At 43.2% G+C, this 17,771-nt stretch carries 16 protein-coding genes; 8 read left to right on the forward strand and 8 right to left on the reverse strand.

The features are described from left to right. Window positions 1-886 precede the first annotated feature (886 nt). Window positions 887-1,984: an NADH:flavin oxidoreductase gene (locus ACYX4M_RS17240; RefSeq protein ID WP_476081030.1), complete on the forward strand. Its 1,098-nt coding sequence runs from the start codon at window positions 887-889 to the stop codon at window positions 1,982-1,984. A gap of 34 nt (window positions 1,985-2,018) precedes the next feature. On the opposite strand, the gene ACYX4M_RS17245 is transcribed toward ACYX4M_RS17240, so the two are convergent. The 5 genes from ACYX4M_RS17245 to dapA form a co-directional block, all read right to left on the reverse strand. Then, window positions 2,019-4,373, reverse strand: a complete 2,355-nt coding sequence (locus ACYX4M_RS17245; RefSeq protein ID WP_476081031.1) for a sensor domain-containing phosphodiesterase — start codon at window positions 4,371-4,373, stop codon at window positions 2,019-2,021. A 228-nt stretch (window positions 4,374-4,601) separates the two neighbouring features. Then, window positions 4,602-5,474, reverse strand: coding sequence for a DMT family transporter (locus ACYX4M_RS17250; protein WP_476082903.1), 873 nt, complete (start codon window positions 5,472-5,474; stop codon window positions 4,602-4,604). A 183-nt stretch (window positions 5,475-5,657) separates the two neighbouring features. Next, window positions 5,658-6,371, reverse strand: a complete 714-nt coding sequence (gene purC / locus ACYX4M_RS17255) for a phosphoribosylaminoimidazolesuccinocarboxamide synthase (RefSeq protein ID WP_476081032.1) — start codon at window positions 6,369-6,371, stop codon at window positions 5,658-5,660. 12 nt (window positions 6,372-6,383) lie between these two features. Continuing rightward, window positions 6,384-7,487, reverse strand: coding sequence for an outer membrane protein assembly factor BamC (gene bamC, locus ACYX4M_RS17260; protein ID WP_476081033.1), 1,104 nt, complete (start codon window positions 7,485-7,487; stop codon window positions 6,384-6,386). Between the two features lie 12 nt (window positions 7,488-7,499). Continuing rightward, on the reverse strand, window positions 7,500-8,384 hold the full coding sequence (gene dapA / locus ACYX4M_RS17265) for a 4-hydroxy-tetrahydrodipicolinate synthase (RefSeq protein WP_476081034.1): 885 nt from the start codon (window positions 8,382-8,384) through the stop codon (window positions 7,500-7,502). Window positions 8,385-8,562: 178 nt separating this feature from the next. On the opposite strand from dapA, the gene ACYX4M_RS17270 reads away from it, so the two are divergent. Further along, window positions 8,563-9,126: a glycine cleavage system transcriptional repressor gene (locus ACYX4M_RS17270; RefSeq protein ID WP_476081035.1), complete on the forward strand. Its 564-nt coding sequence runs from the start codon at window positions 8,563-8,565 to the stop codon at window positions 9,124-9,126. After that, on the forward strand, window positions 9,104-9,568 hold the full coding sequence (gene bcp / locus ACYX4M_RS17275; protein WP_476081036.1) for a thioredoxin-dependent thiol peroxidase: 465 nt from the start codon (window positions 9,104-9,106) through the stop codon (window positions 9,566-9,568). The genes ACYX4M_RS17270 and bcp overlap by 23 nt, the downstream gene beginning before the upstream one ends. Window positions 9,569-9,635: 67 nt before the next feature. Here the strand turns inward: bcp and ACYX4M_RS17280 are convergent, their stop codons facing one another. Continuing rightward, complete coding sequence (locus ACYX4M_RS17280) at window positions 9,636-10,709, reverse strand: AI-2E family transporter (protein WP_476081037.1); 1,074 nt, start codon at window positions 10,707-10,709, stop codon at window positions 9,636-9,638. A 383-nt stretch (window positions 10,710-11,092) separates the two neighbouring features. Between ACYX4M_RS17280 and bepA the strand changes: the two genes are divergently transcribed. After that, entirely contained in the window at window positions 11,093-12,556 is a 1,464-nt protein-coding gene (gene bepA, locus ACYX4M_RS17285) for a beta-barrel assembly-enhancing protease (protein WP_476081038.1), read from the forward strand. A 46-nt stretch (window positions 12,557-12,602) separates the two neighbouring features. Here bepA and ACYX4M_RS17290 read toward each other — a convergent pair whose 3' ends face one another. Then, window positions 12,603-13,121 (reverse strand): TlpA family protein disulfide reductase, encoded by a 519-nt coding sequence (locus ACYX4M_RS17290; protein WP_476081039.1) that lies wholly within the window; start codon window positions 13,119-13,121, stop codon window positions 12,603-12,605. A 214-nt stretch (window positions 13,122-13,335) separates the two neighbouring features. Here ACYX4M_RS17290 and arsC point away from each other — a divergent pair, with 214 nt between their 5' ends. The 4 genes from arsC to ACYX4M_RS17310 all read left to right on the forward strand — a co-directional run bounded on the left by arsC (window position 13,336) and on the right by ACYX4M_RS17310 (window position 16,863). Then, window positions 13,336-13,689: an arsenate reductase (glutaredoxin) gene (gene arsC, locus ACYX4M_RS17295; protein ID WP_476081040.1), complete on the forward strand. Its 354-nt coding sequence runs from the start codon at window positions 13,336-13,338 to the stop codon at window positions 13,687-13,689. Continuing rightward, complete coding sequence (wrbA, locus tag ACYX4M_RS17300) at window positions 13,689-14,297, forward strand: NAD(P)H:quinone oxidoreductase (RefSeq protein WP_476081041.1); 609 nt, start codon at window positions 13,689-13,691, stop codon at window positions 14,295-14,297. The genes arsC and wrbA overlap by 1 nt, the downstream gene beginning before the upstream one ends. A gap of 74 nt (window positions 14,298-14,371) precedes the next feature. Next, window positions 14,372-14,794, forward strand: a complete 423-nt coding sequence (locus ACYX4M_RS17305) for a DUF2069 domain-containing protein (protein WP_476081042.1) — start codon at window positions 14,372-14,374, stop codon at window positions 14,792-14,794. A gap of 104 nt (window positions 14,795-14,898) precedes the next feature. After that, complete coding sequence (locus ACYX4M_RS17310) at window positions 14,899-16,863, forward strand: hypothetical protein (RefSeq protein WP_476081043.1); 1,965 nt, start codon at window positions 14,899-14,901, stop codon at window positions 16,861-16,863. A 166-nt stretch (window positions 16,864-17,029) separates the two neighbouring features. On the opposite strand, the gene hda is transcribed toward ACYX4M_RS17310, so the two are convergent. Next, window positions 17,030-17,767 carry a DnaA regulatory inactivator Hda gene (gene hda, locus ACYX4M_RS17315; RefSeq protein ID WP_476081044.1) on the reverse strand — a complete coding sequence of 246 codons (738 nt, stop codon included), beginning with the start codon at window positions 17,765-17,767 and terminating at the stop codon, window positions 17,030-17,032. Window positions 17,768-17,771: the final 4 nt, after the last annotated feature.

Raw genomic sequence — 17,771 nt, forward strand, 5'->3', positions numbered from 1 at the left:
GCTAACATATCTATACCCTTATTTTTCAGATAATTTCGTAGAGCTAGATTTCAGCTTGGTATGGTTTTCGCAAATCGCAATACGTATACTTCTAACGAAGAGCTAATTTTTTGCGAAGAAACGACAAGACGCTATTATTAGTTTCCATTTTGCTAAAGAGAATTGCTTTAAATGCAGAGCGTAATTGCTCTTGCGGTACAAGCGCTAACCCCAAAGTTTGCGTTGATTACTTGAATAATTTTCTCAAGATTATGTAGCGCTTTTTAGTGATTTGAGAGGTTAAAAATAAAAATTTTACCCATTATAGGTCTCTCAGCCGCAGTTATACTCGCTAGTTCAACGGCTTATGCTAGCCCTAACAACCCACATAAAGATAAATCACTTCCACCAGGTATAGAGAAAAAATACGAACGGACGGGAGAATTACCGCCAGGTTGGGAAAAAAAGCTAACCGTTGGAAAGCGCCTTGACCATGATATTTATAATCACGCTCGCGTCGTTGTGCCATTGGGAGATGACGGAATGATCACTGTTCGTATAGAGAATAAAGTTGTACGCCTTATTCAAGCTACAAGAGAAATCGTTAAGATTTTAGATTAACTCTACGGATATCTGAATAAGGTCTCTCATTATAGAGTTCTTAGCTCACTTTTACTTATGGCTTACTATCAACATTTGAAAATTGACTTACCCCTACTCACCAGTAGTATCTGGTATCGACTACAGCCTTTTTAGCCCATTAGTGATTATGTGAATCCTGCAAGGCTTTACAAAGTAAAATCACTTATCCAATTAATTACTTAAGGCTCTTTAAAGAATAATAACGTTTCATTTTCTGGGTGAAATGCACACAGCCTTAATTGCAATAAAAGATCAGGAATAAAACATGGCAGCTAACGCACTATTTAAGCCTTATTCACAAGGTAATCTCTCACTAGCCAACCGCATTGTTATGGCGCCCATGACTCGCCAGTTTTCCCCAAACGGGATTCCAACGTCTGATGTAGCGGCTTACTACAAACGACGTGCGCAAGGTGGAACTGGGCTTATCATTACTGAGGGCACCACAGTCGACGACAAAGTTGCAACAATGGACGCCAATATACCTCAATTTCACGGTGACGAAGCTTTAGCTGGTTGGAAAGACGTGGTAGATGAAGTTCACAGTGCAGGCGGGAAAATAATGCCTCAGCTTTGGCACGTAGGTATGGCACGTGTTGCAGACAAAGCGCCCTACCCTGAGCTTCCAAGTGCGGGCCCATCGGGTTTATTCAAACCCGGAAAGCAGGGTGCTGAACCAATGACAGGTGAACATATTGAATCGGTGATTGCTGCATTTGCTCAAGCAGCAGCAGACGCCAAAGCAATCGGTATGGATGGTGTTGAAATTCACGGAGCACATGGTTACCTAATCGATCAATTTTTCTGGGAAGGCACTAACCAGCGAACCGATAGCTGGGGCGGCAATATGGAAAACCGCAGCCGTTTCGCCGTTGAAATTATTAAAGCCATACGTGCCGCTACTGGCCCTGATTTTCCCATTGTTCTTCGCTATTCACAGTGGAAGCAGCAAGACTATACAGCTCGTTTAGCACAGTCTCCTCAAGAGCTAGAGCAATTTCTTTTGCCCCTTAGTGAAGCGGGCGTAGATATTTTTCACTGTTCTCAACGCCGCTATTGGGAAAGTGAGTTTGAGTCTAGTGAACTAAACCTTGCAGGCTGGACTAAGAAGATTACAGGAAAGCCAACAATCACCGTTGGCTCGGTGGGGCTTAATGATGACTTCTTTGGCGCATTCCAAGGCCAAGATTCAAGTACGCGCGCTGTTGACGACTTACTCGAGCGACTTGATGCCGGTGAATTTGATTTAGTCGCGGTTGGGAGAGCCTTATTACAGGACCCCAACTGGGCTAATAAGATTAAAGAAAACCGAACAGAGGAGCTGGAAAAATATTCCGGAAAAGCCCTAGCTACGCTAGCTTAGTCTTATTAATCACACCAGTATGTGTACGGCATTATCAACTAGCACTGCTCTGTGTGCTAGTTGCTTTTAGAAGAGATTCAAAGTTAAATTTACTCAAGGGTCTTGCTATGTAATAGCCTTGACCATAGTCACACCCCATTCCTTTGAGAATTTCAAATTGCTCTTGAGTCTCAATGCCCTCTGCGACCACTTTAATCCCAAGCTTTTTAGCCATAATAATAATAGCTTCACACAACACTTTATCGTTACTGACGTCTGTCATCGATTTAACAAAGCTTTTATCGATTTTAATAAAATCGGTAGGAAATTTTTTCAGGTAAGAAATAGAAGAATATCCCGTACCAAAATCATCAAGGGCGATATCAACACCAGCTTGCCTAAACTGAAACAACTTTTTGGAGACATCTGCATCAGCTTTCATCAATAGGTTTTCCGTCACCTCAAGTAAAATTGAGCTTGCTGAGACTTTCTTTTCAAGTAATTTGTTCAGCCAATCAGTAATATTCGACTCTTGATGAAAATAATGAGACGGTGATGTATTTATACTGATTTGAAGATCATGGCGATAAAGCGCCTTCCAATACTTTACATTCCTGCATACTTCATCAAAAACCCAGTCGCTTATTTCAATAATTAAACCCGACTCTTCTGCCAGCGGAATAAATTCATCGGGTGGAATTCGCCCTCTATGAGGGTGCTGCCATCGAAGTAAAGCTTCCGCTTTTAGAACCTCACCACTACTAAAAGTCGTAATAGGCTGGTATTCAATGAAAAGTTCTTTGTTTTTAACTGCATAGCGGAGGTCATTTAAAAGAGACAGCCTTTTTACTGCTGCTTCATGCATATCCAAGGTGTAGTATTTGTAGCTATTTTTACCCGACGCTTTTGCTTTGTACATCGCTTGATCAGCGTACTTCAACAAGTCTTTAGTGTTATCAGCATCATTTGGATATAAAGTCACCCCTAAACTACCGCTTGTATGCACCTGTTCGGCATCAATAAGAAATGGCACAGCTATCACTTCGAGAAGCTTACTTATTACATCGTCTACAGAACTTAGATTAGTGATGCCATTAAAAATGATAACAAACTCATCACCACCCAGCCTAGCAACAGTATCGCTAGCGCGTACATTTTGCGTCAAACGCTTAGCACACTCTTTCAGTAGTTCATCGCCTACATCATGACCGAGGGTATCATTTATATCTTTAAAGTTATCAAGATCAAGAAAAAGAACCGCAACCTTGTCATTTCCTCTTTCAGCCGCCTTAATCGCTAAGTCAAGATGATCAAGCATAAGGTTTCTGTTGGGTAGCCCAGTTAGAATATCGAAGTTGGCTTGCTTCCAGATTAGGTCGTTAGCTATTTCTCTTTCTATTGCAATACTTGCAATATGGGCAAACTGCTCTATTAGAATAACTTCTTCAGAGGTCGGTATTGCTGTATAACTATGGTAGATTGCAAAGGTGCCGATTACATTTCCATTCGCACCTCTAATGGGTTGAGACCAACAAGACGCTAACCCCGCCCTCGCAGCTAATTCGCGAAAGCCATCCCAATAGGGGTGTGTACTTATGTCTTCCACAACTGTGGGGCTGTTGGTAGTCGCTGCGTTGCCACAAGAGCCTACGCCATGCCCAATTTGAAGCCCGTCTATGGCTTCGTTATAAAAATCGGGTAAGGAAGGTGCAGCACCTTTTCTAAGTTTGCCCTCTTGCAAGAGTAAAATACTACAGAGCTTATTCGGATACTCTCCTTCGATAGCCTCAACTATATCAAAAAGTACACTGTGGAGAGATTCTGCATTTACTACTTTCTCCAGAATTGCACTTCTAACTCGTGTAATTTTTTGTGTTTGCGCTAGACGGTCCTGGTACTCAGTAATTTGCTTTGATAATTCGTCATCTTCCTTCCTAAAAATCTCTGCGTTTGCAAGCTCAGCTAGCTTTTCTAGCTGAAAAAGTTCGTTTTTACCGAAGTAACGTGGTTTGGAGTCAAGCACACACAAAGTCCCTACCGCGTACCCATCAACAAAAAGTGTAACGCCCGCATAAGCGCGGATATGGGGTTCCCCTAAAACAAACGGATTGTATTTAAATCGCGGATCTTGAGTGGCGTCAGGAATTACTAATGGGCTTATTTCTCGGATGGTGTGACTACAAAATGAAATGTCTCGTTCTGATTCTTTTATTTCAAGATTGACTGAGGACTTAAACCATTGCCTATTGGCATCGATTAGCGTAATCGTTGCGTACTGACAACTAAGTACGCTACTTGCTAGGCGCGTAATCCGATCAAATCGCTCTTCGCTAGGCGTATCTAGTAGCGATAATCTCTGAAGGACGGATATTCTCTTGCGTTCGTTACCTAATGCTCCAGAAATTGACACGTTACGCTCCAATAAACTTTCCACGACTCACTGTTTTTTGTTTTAACACAAATTACTTAATAAGTTTTATACTTTAGCACTAGTTAAGGGTATAAAAAATTTCTCTTTAGTCTATGGAGAAACAGTAATCTGTTGCACTATTCGTAGTCAATTCGACACGAGCAAGCTCATTAGATTACTTCAATAGTGTCCGTCAGTATGAAAGCCGCAAATGTAGCTCGAAGCTGATTACTTTTCTATCACCAAATAGATGCCACCCAGCGTCATGATAGAAGCGATGACAACCTGAACGTTAAGTTGCTCACCCAGTAAGCCCCATCCCATCAAAGTTGCGATTACTGGGACACTTAGTTGAACAGTGGCAGCGGTAGTGGATTTAATGACTGGCAATACTCTATACCAGATTGCATAACCACATCCTGATGCAATTATACCGGACATAAATGCTAATAACGCGCCAATATTGTCGTACACTAATTCATTACTATTTAGCGATAATAGAATGCCAACTAACGGAACACATAAAATAGACGCGTAAATGAAGTTGCCCGATGTAGCAAATAGCGCAGACTTGCTTTTTTTACCTAATAGAGAATATACTCCCCACGCGATACCTGCGGTGACCATGATTATGCCAGCTAAGAGTGGTGGCGCTGATGCACTAGGCAACAATAAAATTATTAGACCGGCGAATGCTAAAAGAAAGCCTACCCACTGACAAAGCTGAAACCGCTCTCCTTTTGCCAAGCCAAAGGTGATCATAGTTAGCTGAACTGCGCCGAATAGTAACAATGCTCCTGTGCCGGTAGACATAGAAATATAGGCGTATGAAAAGAACAGTGCGTATAAAAACAATGACGCACCACCTATTAAGGTTGCATTACTTTTAAGATTCACCCATAGGCTTAACTCCCCTGCCCACGATGATTTGCGCAAAGACAAGAGCGATAGTAACGAAAGTGCTAATGCACCACTTATTAAGCGCAACGCAGTGAAACTGGCAGGATCAATGTCCGTATTTACTAGCGCCATTCTGCACAATAGCGAATTTGCGGCAAACGCAACCATTGCAATCGTGACTAAAGAAAGTGTTTTTAACAACATCTGCTCCTTTGCGCTGTTTTCTATTCATAACAATCATTCTTTTAAAGAATCTAGATTTAAAATAGCGACTGAAAAGTATTTCATTTAAATAACTTACTACAAGAAAGCTATTATTAGAGCCCTCAACGAAAAAGAGGACCCTCTGGTCCTCTTTTATTCGAACTGTAAGCAGGTCAATGACTATAAAGACAGACCTAAGCGCTCGGCAACTTCTATGTACGTTTCTACAACTGAGCCAAGGCCCTGTCTGAAGCGGTCCTTGTCCATTTTCTTACGGGTTTCTTTATCCCACAAGCGGCAACCATCAGGAGTAAACTCATCACCTAACACAATGTTGCCGTTTTTATCGATACCAAACTCCAGTTTGTAGTCAACGAGCAACATACCTGCTTCGTCAAACAATGCTTTAAGTACATTGTTCACTTTGAAGGTTAGTGTCTTCATTTCAGCAATTTGTGCTTCTGTAGCCCAGCCAAACGATAGAATGTGATAGTCATTCACCATTGGGTCGTGAAGCGCATCGTTTTTAAGGAAAAACTCGAAAATAGGTGGATTAAGCTCTTTACCTTCTTCCACACCTAATCTGCGGACCAAAGAGCCAGCAGACAAGTTTCTCACCACACACTCAACAGGGATCATGTCGAGCTTTTTAACCAAAGACTCAGTATCAGAAACCAAAGCTTCAACTTGTGTTGCAATGCCCGCTTCTTCAAGCTTTGTCATTATAAAGTGGTTAAACTTGTTGTTTACTTCACCCTTGCGGTCAAGCTGCTCTATTTTCTCACCGTCGAACGCTGAAGTGTCGTTTCGAAAATGAAGAATAAGCTTATCGCTATCATCAGTGTAATAAACAGTTTTTGCTTTACCGCGGTAAAGCTCGTCGCGTTTTTCCATTCTCAGTCTCAGTTATATATCAAGGTTATCTTCTGACATGACCTCAGCGAATGCACTGTAAAGGTCGGAAACCTGATTTGCTTCAAACGGTACACTTTCATTGTTCATAAAAGTAACTGATGTGCGATTTGCACCCGCTTTTGCAACTTTCAAGCGATAATCACCCTTTTCGAGTAATTCGGCATCGCTTGAAAATAAACCATCCCACCAACTACCTTGATCGCCATTGTAAGTGACAAATAGTAGGCCATTTGATTTATCTAAATCTTTTACGTCAAAGCCAAGTTTGCGTAGAACGAGAAGCATTCTTGGCCATGCAACATCGTATTGCGCTTCGACGATGTATGCTGCTTCACCGTCTTTGTTGAAACCCATTTCCGTATTAATGCCTTGACGAATCTTCGCTATTCTTCGCGTTTCAGCAAGCTGAATTTGATATTCGTAATGACCAACAACCTGGTTCAATACTTCGACCTCTTCGCGACGTTCTTCCATCGAAGATACTTCTGCAACGACATCGTTACCAGTAGTTTGCATGTAATCTTTTAAATCAACCGTCAATGCAGCGCTGCGGCCGTGAGGTTTTACATCAAGGCTAAATTCAAAGCGACGACCTATTTCACTTTCTTCATCGACAAAGCTATACCAAGGACCGTCAATTTCTTTAGTCATGACCATCCAATCTGTGATCAAAACTTTGTCTTCGGGGCTGAAGCTATCAACACCGATTCCCTGCTCGTCTAAGAAGCTCAATAGTGAGTTCCAGATTGCTTGGCTCAACGGCTGGCTATCGTCAACTTGGTCGAACCAAATGGTTGCTGAACTCTTACCTTCCTCTACATGAGAACCAGTAACTAAAGGAAGTACTAGTGCTGGAGAACGAACCATTAAACCTTTACCCACCAAGGAAGGGTCTGCTTCTTTACCAACCTCAGGGATAGCAAAATCTCTTGAGAAGGTGGGCGCATCTAAACCAGGAGGTACGTCTAACGTTTTTTGTTCCTTAGTTTTTAAGTACTCGTAGCTACCTGACGCGGTCTTTCTATCAATTTGGCTTGAACAACCTGCAAGTGCAACCATCGCTACTGAACTTGCTATAGCCAGCGTTCTTTTCATCTGTGTTCCTTATTAACCAGAAATCAATGCGTATTTTTTTAGTAGTTCTTCGATACGTTTTTGGCTTGATAGTTCCGGTAGAACCATAGGTAATCGCATAACAGCGCTTTCCATCATGCCCATTTTATATAACGCCCACTTCGGCATTACAGGGTTTGGCTCTATGAAAAGGTCGTTATGCAATAGCTTGATTGTTTCATCGATCGCTCGACAATTATCGAAATCTTTATTGAGGGCCGCTTCGCACATCTGTGCAATGGCTCTAGGTACGATATTAGCGGTTACAGAAATAACACCATGCCCGCCCTCGCACATGAATTCCGCACTTGTACCGTCATCGCCACTAAGAATAACAAAATCTTCAGGCACAAGTGGCTGGGTTTCTTTTAATCGAGCGATATCACCGGTCGCGTCTTTCAAGCCGACAATATTTTTGTGAGCAGATAACTCTGCAACAGTCTCAGGAAGCATATCAGCGACGGTGCGGCCAGGTACATTATAAAGAATTACAGGCAAGTCGCTCGCATCGGCAATAGCGTTAAAATGGGCTATCATACCGGCCTGCTGCGGCTTGTTATAATAAGGGACTACGCTTAGGAAACCATCGATACCTGTAGCACCTAACTGCTCGGTAAGAAAAATTGCTTCGGCAGTTGAGTTTGCACCACTACCCGCAATAACTGGGATAGCACCCGATGCCATTGCTACTGTTTCTTTGACCACGTTGATATGTTCATCGAACGGTAGCGTTGCTGACTCACCCGTAGTTCCAACGGACACAATACCATGAGTGCCCTGCTCTACATGAAACTTCACAAGTTTCTCTAAAGACTTGTAATCAATGTCGCCGTTTTCTAGCATCGGCGTGACGAGTGCTACGTAACTACCAGTAAACATAATCTCTCCGCAAAATGTGAGCGCACATGGTAATTATCTCGGTGCTTAAACACAAGTAATAGCGCATGTAAAATGACGAGAATTTGACAATATCTTATTCAAACGCAAGAAAAAGGCCCTGACTTACAAAAAAACTCTGTGCTAACATCTCGACATTATTAACATTGAAGTGAAGTAGATGTCGAAACACCAACTTATCGTTACCATTCTAGGTACAGACAACACTGGCATCCTCAGCGAAATTGCAACAACGGTATCAGAAGCTCAGTGCAATATCTTAGATAGTAGGCAAGCTATTTATGGCAAAGAGTTCTCGTTGACTATGATAATTGAGGGAACACAGACTGCCATTACAAAGGCAGAGTGCATACTCCCTGCATTGTTTCAGCGCCTTGATTTACTATCTATGATGAAGCGAACAAGCCATCATGAGAAGCAGAATCTCGCGCATCTCTTTAATGTTGAATTTAGTGGTGAAGATGCGGCGGGCCTTATCAAGGCAGTTACCGGCTTTTTCGCACAGCGAAATGCCATGATCAGTGCGTTTAGGCAGCGTACCTACAAAGACAAAGTCACTGAAAAAGATAACATGCGATGCAAATTTGTTGTTTCGCTTCCCTCAGATGAAAATATTGATGTTTTAGAATCTGATCTAATGTCCCTGTTCAAATCGTTAAATGTGACAGGCAAAGTAGTAGACAAACACAAAAAGGATCCCAATGAAAACGTTACAAGCTGGTGATAAAGCTCCACAATTCTCATTGCAGAACCAAAATGACGAAACCGTATCTTTAGCTGACTACGTTGGTAAAAAGGTGCTTGTATATTTTTACCCTAAGGCCATGACGCCAGGCTGCACGGTGCAGGCACAGGGTTTACGTGATGTTAATGATGAACTGACTGCAAAGAACGTGGTTGTAATGGGCATAAGCCCAGATGCAGTTAAGCGCCTGCCGAAGTTTGTTGAGAAAGAAAACCTTAATTTTACTCTGCTTTCTGATGAAGACCATGCCGTTGCAGATGCGTTCGGTGTGTGGGGCCCGAAGAAATTTATGGGTAAAGAATATGATGGCATTCATCGTCAAACTTTCTTAATAGACGAAAACGGAATCATTGAGCACGTGTTCAATAAGTTCAAGACAAAAGAACACCACACAGTTGTGCTTGATTACTTGAACAGCTGATTTAAGCTACTCACAAAGAAGCCCCGGAGCGTTGCGTTATCGGGGCTTTTTCTATATGCAGCAATGACTACCTTGCTTCTTCAGGGATAGCAACTGGATTGCTCGACCATGCTGTAACTACGGCTTTAACAAGGGTCGCCAATGGTATGGCGAAAAATACGCCCCAGAAACCCCAAAGACCACCGAATACCAAAACAGCAACGATGATATAGAGTGGATGAAGGCTTACCGCTTCAGAAAACAACAAAGGAACCAGTAAATTACCATCCAGAGCCTGAATTATGCCGTAGGCAATCATTAGATACCAAAACTCAGGTGATATTCCCCACTGGAACATCGCAACGACCGCTACCGGGATAGTAACCACCGCAGCCCCTATATACGGGATAAGTACAGAAAAACCGACTAAGACCCCAAGTAAAATAGCGTAGCGCAAGTCCATAAGAACGAAGGTTACACAGCTCACTACGCCAACAATAATAATCTCAATGACTTTTCCACGAATATAATTAGCAATCTGAGAGTTCATTTCGTGGCCCACTTGGGTAATTAAGCGACGTTCTTTTGGTAATAACCGAGAAATACTGTCTAAAAAGAACAGCTTGTCTTTCAGCATGAAAAATACCATCAAGGGTACCAATATGACGTAAACGAGTAATGCTGCTAAATTGGCAATATTACTAAACGAAGCAGAAATAAGTGTTTCGCCTACTTCTACAAGCTTGTCGTTTAAGCCCTCCATCATCTGATGGATTTGGTAAACTTGTACATAATCTGGGTATTTATCAGGTAGCGTTAAAATCCATTCTTGGGCTTTTTGCCAAATTAAGGGGGTTTCTTGGATGAGGTTCACGCTTTGTTTAGAGACAATCGGAACCAATCCAATCAGGGTTAAAATAGTGATAGTGATAAATCCAAGCATGACGACACCGCATGCTAGGGTTCGACTTACACCCACATTCACCAGTCGACTTACCGGCCAGTCAAGAAGGTAGGCTATAACCGCGGCTACTAGCACAGGCATGATTAGCCCGCCCCACAACAGCAATACAGCCGTAGATAAAAGGATAAGAATAAGCAGCATTGCTGCATCGGGATCGGAAAATTTGCGTCGGTACCATCGACCAAAAACGCTAATCATAGAAACGCCTGAAAATTACCAAGAATAGGAAACGCATCATAGTTTATAGCACTAGCAATTAGCAATATTTAGTAGTTAAGAATCTTTCAAAATCAAACTGGTATGATGTTTTTACAGTATTACTATTACTGTGTAGAGTAATAGTTTCGACAAATGTTAAATAAACTGCGCTAGCTTGCCGTAATATAAGGAAGGCGTATGGCTAGAATACTCATACGTTGTAAATTCTGCCCAGCAGTTATAAAACACGAACTATTTAAAACCAGTGTGAAATGTCTTATCCACTCAAAAGTGGTTATAAGAAAAATAAAATTTGAAACTGTTTAGCAACTTAGTGCTCTAAGCGTTATGCAGTATTAACCATATACAATTATTGTAGGTTCATGAGAAAACAATTTTCAGCGTCTTTAGTCGCCCTTTCTTTCGTGCTCACATTGAGCCTAACGGCTGTTGCACAAGATGCCAATTACAACAATAAAAATACGCTGCCCGAAATAGGTGTGGTTGCCTCAGATGCCATATCACTTGATAAAGAGATGATCGTAGGCGATGCCGTAATGCGCCAAATGCGCGGGCAAAGTCCCATTATCTCAGACCCAGTATTGGATGAGTATTTGCAAGATATTGGCAATCGTTTAGTGGTGCATGCCGACAACGCAAAATTCCCCTTCGAGTTTTTCTGGGTTAACAACGATGCTATAAATGCATTCGCGTTTTTCGGCGGTCATATTGGTGTTCACACCGGGTTGATGCGCAGGGCTAAGAGTGAAAGCGAACTAGCTTCGGTGCTTGCGCACGAAATATCTCACGTTACCCAGCGACACATTGCGCGACGTATGCAGGCACAGAAGCGCTCGTCGCCTTTGGCATTAGCTTCACTTATTGGTGGCGTTCTCATTGCCATGGCTAACCCAGAGGCAGGGATCGCTGCAATGCAAGCGGGTTCAGCGGCGTCGGCCCAGCTGCAAATTGACTACACACGGACAAACGAACAAGAGGCAGACCGAATTGGTATTGCTATGCTAGCAAGAGCCGGTTATGACCCAACTGCTGCAGCCTCCTTCTTCTCCACTATGGCAGAAGAATATCGTATGGTTTCCAAACCGCCTGCGCGTCTTCTTACTCACCCCTTAACCGAAACCCGTATAGCAGACGCAAGAAGTCGCGCTCGTGATTACCCCAGACGGTACCTTCCGGTAAATAAACAATTTGAATTAGCGAAAGCACGAATAAAAGCGCGCTATTCGTTTAAAGCTGATTACGCTATGGAGTATTTTGAAGCCGCGGTAGATCAAGATGTTCAGCGCAGTGAAGAAGCATCGCTTTACGGTTTAGCACTGGCCTACATGCGTAAGGAAAAAATTGACAAAGCAAAAAAGGTTATGGAAAAGCTTGTCGCGGGCGACAGTGATAATCTTTTCTATCTCGATGCTATGACCGATATCTATATCTCTATGGGACAGCCTTTAAAAGCCGTAGAAATGCTTGAGCCTCACGTAAAACATAACCCGAGAAACCAGGTTTTGGCGCTTAATCAGGCGAACGCCTACATCAGCGCACAGAAATATGACAATGCTATTTCGCTGCTCAAAGACTTTTTATTGGTAAGAAAAGACTATCAAATCGCCCACCAATTGATGAGTGAAGCTTATCAAAAATCTAACCAGTTTTCGCAAATGCACCAAAGCAAAGCTGAAGTCTATGCCCTTTATGGTGCTTACAATCGCGCGGTGGATGAGCTTCAATACGCATACAATTTTGCTGGTGAGAACCACCTTGCGAAACAGCGGATCAGGGCACGCATCAAGCAGTTTCGCGATCAGGAAGAACGCTTAGAAAGACTGTAATACGCAAGCGTGGAGCACTGACTAATGCCACAAATTTAGGATCGCATTAGTCAGTCTTGCCTGCGCCTTTTAGTTCATTTAGGCGTTGATGTAAGCTTGATGCTGTCACTTCACCCATTATCGTGTCTTTTATGTTGCCATCTGGGCCTATGATAAAAGTAGCGGGTAAATAAGGAGGCTTGACCATGGGAAGTTTAGTATCAGAAGTGCTAACAATTACTGGCAGCGTGATACCGTACTTTTTTGTCATCTCTATCAGTTCAGTCTTTGTTTTGGGGTCGTAGTTAACTGCAAATAGTAGAATATCATCAGGCAAGGATTGGTTAAATGACGCTAACTCAGGCATCTCTCGAAGGCATGGCGCGCACCAGGGCGCGAAATAGTTCACGACAACCCATTGCCCCTGAAGGTCATTCCAACTATATGTTTTTCCTTCCAAGGTTTCAAAATCACTCTGAAGACTCTTAAAGGTAAAGAGCCCTGCTAGGGCAGCGGTAGTTAAAAGAACGATAAGAAGAAGCGCTTTAGCTTTACCCACATTGCGATTTAATGGTGAGAACGACATGCAACCCTCTAATTACTTTTTGTTTCGATTATAGTGCCAGATTCTATTCCCCTTCTCTAATAGTATTTAAATCGTCTCTGTTACGCACTTCGCTGATTGGTACGACGTAGAATATATTGCTCACTTTAGTAACAACTAAGTGTAAACTGCTTGATATTAGGGAGCAAAAACGCAATAGTTCGCGCGAAAAGTAATAACCTTAAGAAGGGCTCGTATGTCAGACATAACAATTATTCACAATCCCCGCTGCTCCAAGAGCAGACAAACGCTTGCATTACTTGAAGAAAAAGGCGAAGTGCCGGTTGTTGTTGAATACTTAAAACACCCCCTCGATGCACAAGCGCTTAAAGCTATATTTAAAAAACTTAACATTGAATCGGTTAGAAGCATGATGCGTACAAAAGAGACCGAGTATAAAGACGCTAATTTAGGGGATGATGCATTGTCCGATGATGCACTTTTTGATGCCATGGCTCAGACGCCTAAGCTAATCGAACGCCCGATTGTTATTAAAGGCGAGAAAGCACGTATCGGTCGACCGCCTGAATCGGTATTGGACATTTTGTAGTGCAACCCGTTCTTGTACTTTATTACAGTCGACATGGTAGTACGAAGCGTCTAGCCGACGCTATCGCGCAGGGTATATCGTCACAAAATGTGCCTGTGATAGTGCGTACGGTTAAAAGCATTGATAATTCTGGCAATGCTGCTGGCGACGCGTCGAATGCTGCTTCTGGTACCGTCCCTGTAGTTACACTTCAGGAACTTGAGCAATGTAGCGCATTGGCCCTTGGCAGCCCTACTCGCTTTGGCAACATGGCCGCGCCTGTTAAACACTTTTTAGACTCAACAAGCAGTCAATGGTTAAAAGGTACATTGATTGATAAGCCTGCCTGCGTGTTCACTTCGTCATCGTCGATGCATGGCGGTCAAGAGTCCACATTACTGTCAATGATGATTCCACTTATTCATCACGGCATGGTAATTTGCGGTCTTCCATACAGTGAGCCAGAATTGCACGATACAACCATGGGTGGTAGTCCGTACGGTGTTACCCACGTAGCACACCACAGTTTGAGTGCACCTGAACAGCTAAGCGAGGAAGAAAAAGCACTGTGCATTGCTCAAGGCAAGCGCTTAGCTACGTTTGCGAAAAAGCTGGCCGACGGCAATTAAAACGCGTCACATCAAACGCGTACTGAAATAAATTCAAGATAAATACTACAACCTGATTTCTTCGGAGAATAAACATGGCACCAGATACGCGTTTCTTTCGCTATCTAGCACTTATTAGTCACACTGGGTTAATCATATGGATAACGCTTTGGCAATTTACATTTACTAAAGAACATACTTACTCTCCAGTATTCATTGCTTTGTTTTATATTTTACCTTTACTGTTACCCTACTGGGGCGTATTAAAAGGTAAGCCATATACCCATGCGTGGGCGAATTTTGTTGTCTTATTTTACCTTATTCACGGGTGTACCGTTGCCTACGCAGTACCTGCTGAACGCTGGTACGCGATAGTAGAGATTGTGTTGTGTACCGGCATGTTCGTTGGGTGTAGCGCGTTTGCGAGAAAACGTGGTCGTGAATTGGGCCTGGGTCTCAAAAAGCTTAAAGAAGAAATGAAGGAAGAAAAAGCGCGTTTTGAACAAGGCCAGCAGTAAACATCTTATGGTTTCAATGAGACACTGCGGCCCGTAACAAAAACGCACGTGTGCGGTATCTATCGAGTATATGCGAAGGCAATGTGCGCATTGAGGAGGTTGAAATGACGCAGCGTTTATCTGAAATCTCACTGATACTAATTGGTAGTATATCACTGACCTCTTGCGGTGGAGGTTCTAGCGATAATTCAGTTCCAAGTGCGCCATCTTCGCCCCCAACAATAAGCATTTCAGGTTCGCCTTTCGCGCTCGTCGGGGACGCTGTTGACTTCGCTGTAGCTGCCCCTAACGGTACTGCAATAACCGACATAAACTGGCAAGTTTCGGGGATGTCACAGCAGCCCCTCAATGCCCACACCCAAGCGATTGGATTTGACGTAACTTCCGCTGGCAACTTCGATATTTCGGTTAATGTAAGCCTGGAAGACGGCTCGACACTTTCCGACACATTGACCTTAGAAGTGAGCGAAAACTTAGCGGCTCTGGCTGCGTTGCGGTTAGGACACGAGGCATCAGAAGGCGGCAGAGTTTCTTTGCGGGTCGATACTGTAAATACACAAAACTTGACCGTTACTGACATTGCTTGGCGTCAGAGTTCAGGGGTCACGGTCGATAGTTTCGATTATGATGATGGAGACTACTCTCATTCCATCTATTTTCAGGCTCCTAGCGTTAACAGCGATTCCGTTGTAGAAATCGAAAGCGTGGTTACGCTTTCAAATGGTGAAGTACTCACCGACACTGCGCAAGTTTTAGTGAAAGACATCGAGATTGACCGCAGCGGCTATTTTGTTGATGATGAAACAAGTGTACCTGAAACTGTAAGCGCTCATATGCAGCCTTACCGCCCCAATAGCCCCTTCGCTGAAGCACTAGCTGACTGTGTTTATAATAACGAAGTATCAAGTAGCTGCACCTTTTCTCGGCTTCCGTTGATTGGCCAATTAGCTGAAAACCCGACTATTGATGACATTTTAGATAGGACATATGTTTCGCACCCTTGGATGGGTGATGCGTTTAAGTCATTTCTAGAAACATCAGCAACCCGAGATGACATGCTACAACTTCTTCGTGCAACTAATGCCGTAGTCATTTCATACGATATCCGCCCTTCATTTTATTGGGTTGCCACGGGCGCAATATATTTAGACGCCAACAATTTTTGGCGCACACCGCAAGAACGCGACACCTTGAATACACGTCCTGATTATAGAAGTGGCTTTGGTGGGGATTTGGATTTCATAACGTCTTGGCGTTACATAAAAGACGGGGCTTACTATTTCCCAATTATCAGTGCATCGGATGTTGTTGACAGACAAACCCGTGACGCAAAAGATGTGGAGGCTGCACTGAGTTATTTGCTTTATCATGAACTGGCTCACGCCAATGATTTTTTTGATTACACACAATGGCAGCAACTAAGCAGCAATGCGAGCCCCCTTTCCGCTTATGACGATACCTCTCCTATTTCAACAGGGCTGACATCATCTCTGCCATTGACATCTTCTCAGCTACACGCACTTGCTGATGTGAGATACGGCGGTGCAACTGCGTCAAATAGACAGCGCGATTATACTGCACTACAGGTTGCAAATTGGTTCGAAGAGGACGGCGCCGTGGCTTTTTATTCCTATTTTACAGAACGCGAAGATCTCGCCATGCTATTTGAACGGTTTATGATGCTTTATCGGCTTAATGCAGAAGCCGATGTTGGGGTTTTCACGCGAGACACAATTGAAGACAGCAGCTTCACTCCTACTTGGGCGCAGCGAAATCGCGTGAGTGATGATAACGTTACGCAGCGCGTGGACTATGTAGTGAGTAGGATTTTACCCGCACTAAATGTAACTGCTATACAAACTACTTTACCTGTTCCCTACCTTCTTCCTAACGATGTGACATGGCGAGAGTCTGCATCTAGCAGCAATCCAAATGAGCAACCGGGTGTCAATGATGTACTCATACAAAGCAATAAGGAGCAAACAATAACTTCCAGTCTCAATTCGATCACATTGGCTGAAGAGTTTGCTGCTACTTCTAGGCATCGCAGTAAGAAAGCAAAGCATTAGATGATGTGTAGCTTGTTAATGTGCGCATTTGATAATTCATGTCAAGCTCACGCTTCGGCTAATTTAGGTTAAGCTCACGCTTTAGCTAACTTAGGTTAAGCTCACGCTTTAGCTAATTTAGGTTAAGCTCACGCTTTAGCTAATTTAGGTTAAGCTCACGCTTTAGCTAATTTAGATTAAGCTCACGCTTAACCATGCCCACCGACAGGCGTTTTTGTTCTTGGAGTGAGCGTGTGTCTAAACGGGCTAATAAAGACATGAGACTTTTTAAGTCGCGTTCACTATGATGTAAAAGAAACTGTAATGCTTGATTTGAAAGTTTTAGACCCCGTTCTTCAGCGCGTAGCCGTACCGCCTCTTCACGTCCGCTATCATCAAGCTGATTCACGTGATAAATAACGCCCCATGCCAAACGGGAGCGCAAGTCGGGTAGCACGAATGCTGGGTTTGACGGCCCTAAGTGGCTGGTGCAAATCACCATGGCCTGTTTAGCTTCCATAACGCGATTTAATAAATCAAAAAGCGCTTCTTCCCAGCGCTTATCACCTGCTATGGCGTGTATATTATCTAATGCGATGAGCGATAGATTTTCTAGTCCCTCGAAGATATCTAAAGACCACGCTTTAAAGTCATTAAGATTTAAATACAGGTGATTGACTGACCTACCGGCCAACTGGTGACATGTAGCAAATAGTAAATGACTTTTACCAACTGCACTGCTCCCTAATAAGGTGAGCAAAGGAAGTTGCAGTGACGCTAACGCGCTCAACTTCGAGGCGTCTTGCCAGAATGGCAGCGCTTGTGCGATCTGCTCAAGCACTGAAACCACTTCTTCATTACCTGTGGAAACGAAACTATCAAAGTTTTCATCAACAGGTAACGTAACAGGCAAAGGCAGCTGCATGCTA

It is taken from the genome of Alteromonas sp. ABV4_150 (assembly GCF_056311745.1).

Bases quoted from the DNA above. Each gene is read 5' to 3' on its own strand.
- ACYX4M_RS17240 (WP_476081030.1), top strand. From the start codon at position 887: ATGGCAGCTAACGCACTATTTAAGCCTTATTCACAAGGTAATCTCTCA.
- purC (WP_476081032.1), bottom strand. From the start codon at position 6,371: ATGGAAAAACGCGACGAGCTTTACCGCGGTAAAGCAAAAACTGTTTAT.
- bamC (WP_476081033.1), bottom strand. From the start codon at position 7,487: ATGAAAAGAACGCTGGCTATAGCAAGTTCAGTAGCGATGGTTGCACTT.
- dapA (WP_476081034.1), bottom strand. From the start codon at position 8,384: ATGTTTACTGGTAGTTACGTAGCACTCGTCACGCCGATGCTAGAAAAC.
- ACYX4M_RS17270 (WP_476081035.1), top strand. From the start codon at position 8,563: ATGTCGAAACACCAACTTATCGTTACCATTCTAGGTACAGACAACACT.
- bcp (WP_476081036.1), top strand. From the start codon at position 9,104: ATGAAAACGTTACAAGCTGGTGATAAAGCTCCACAATTCTCATTGCAG.
- ACYX4M_RS17280 (WP_476081037.1), bottom strand. From the start codon at position 10,709: ATGATTAGCGTTTTTGGTCGATGGTACCGACGCAAATTTTCCGATCCC.
- bepA (WP_476081038.1), top strand. From the start codon at position 11,093: ATGAGAAAACAATTTTCAGCGTCTTTAGTCGCCCTTTCTTTCGTGCTC.
- ACYX4M_RS17290 (WP_476081039.1), bottom strand. From the start codon at position 13,121: ATGTCGTTCTCACCATTAAATCGCAATGTGGGTAAAGCTAAAGCGCTT.
- arsC (WP_476081040.1), top strand. From the start codon at position 13,336: ATGTCAGACATAACAATTATTCACAATCCCCGCTGCTCCAAGAGCAGA.
- ACYX4M_RS17305 (WP_476081042.1), top strand. From the start codon at position 14,372: ATGGCACCAGATACGCGTTTCTTTCGCTATCTAGCACTTATTAGTCAC.
- ACYX4M_RS17310 (WP_476081043.1), top strand. From the start codon at position 14,899: ATGACGCAGCGTTTATCTGAAATCTCACTGATACTAATTGGTAGTATA.
- hda (WP_476081044.1), bottom strand. From the start codon at position 17,767: ATGCAGCTGCCTTTGCCTGTTACGTTACCTGTTGATGAAAACTTTGAT.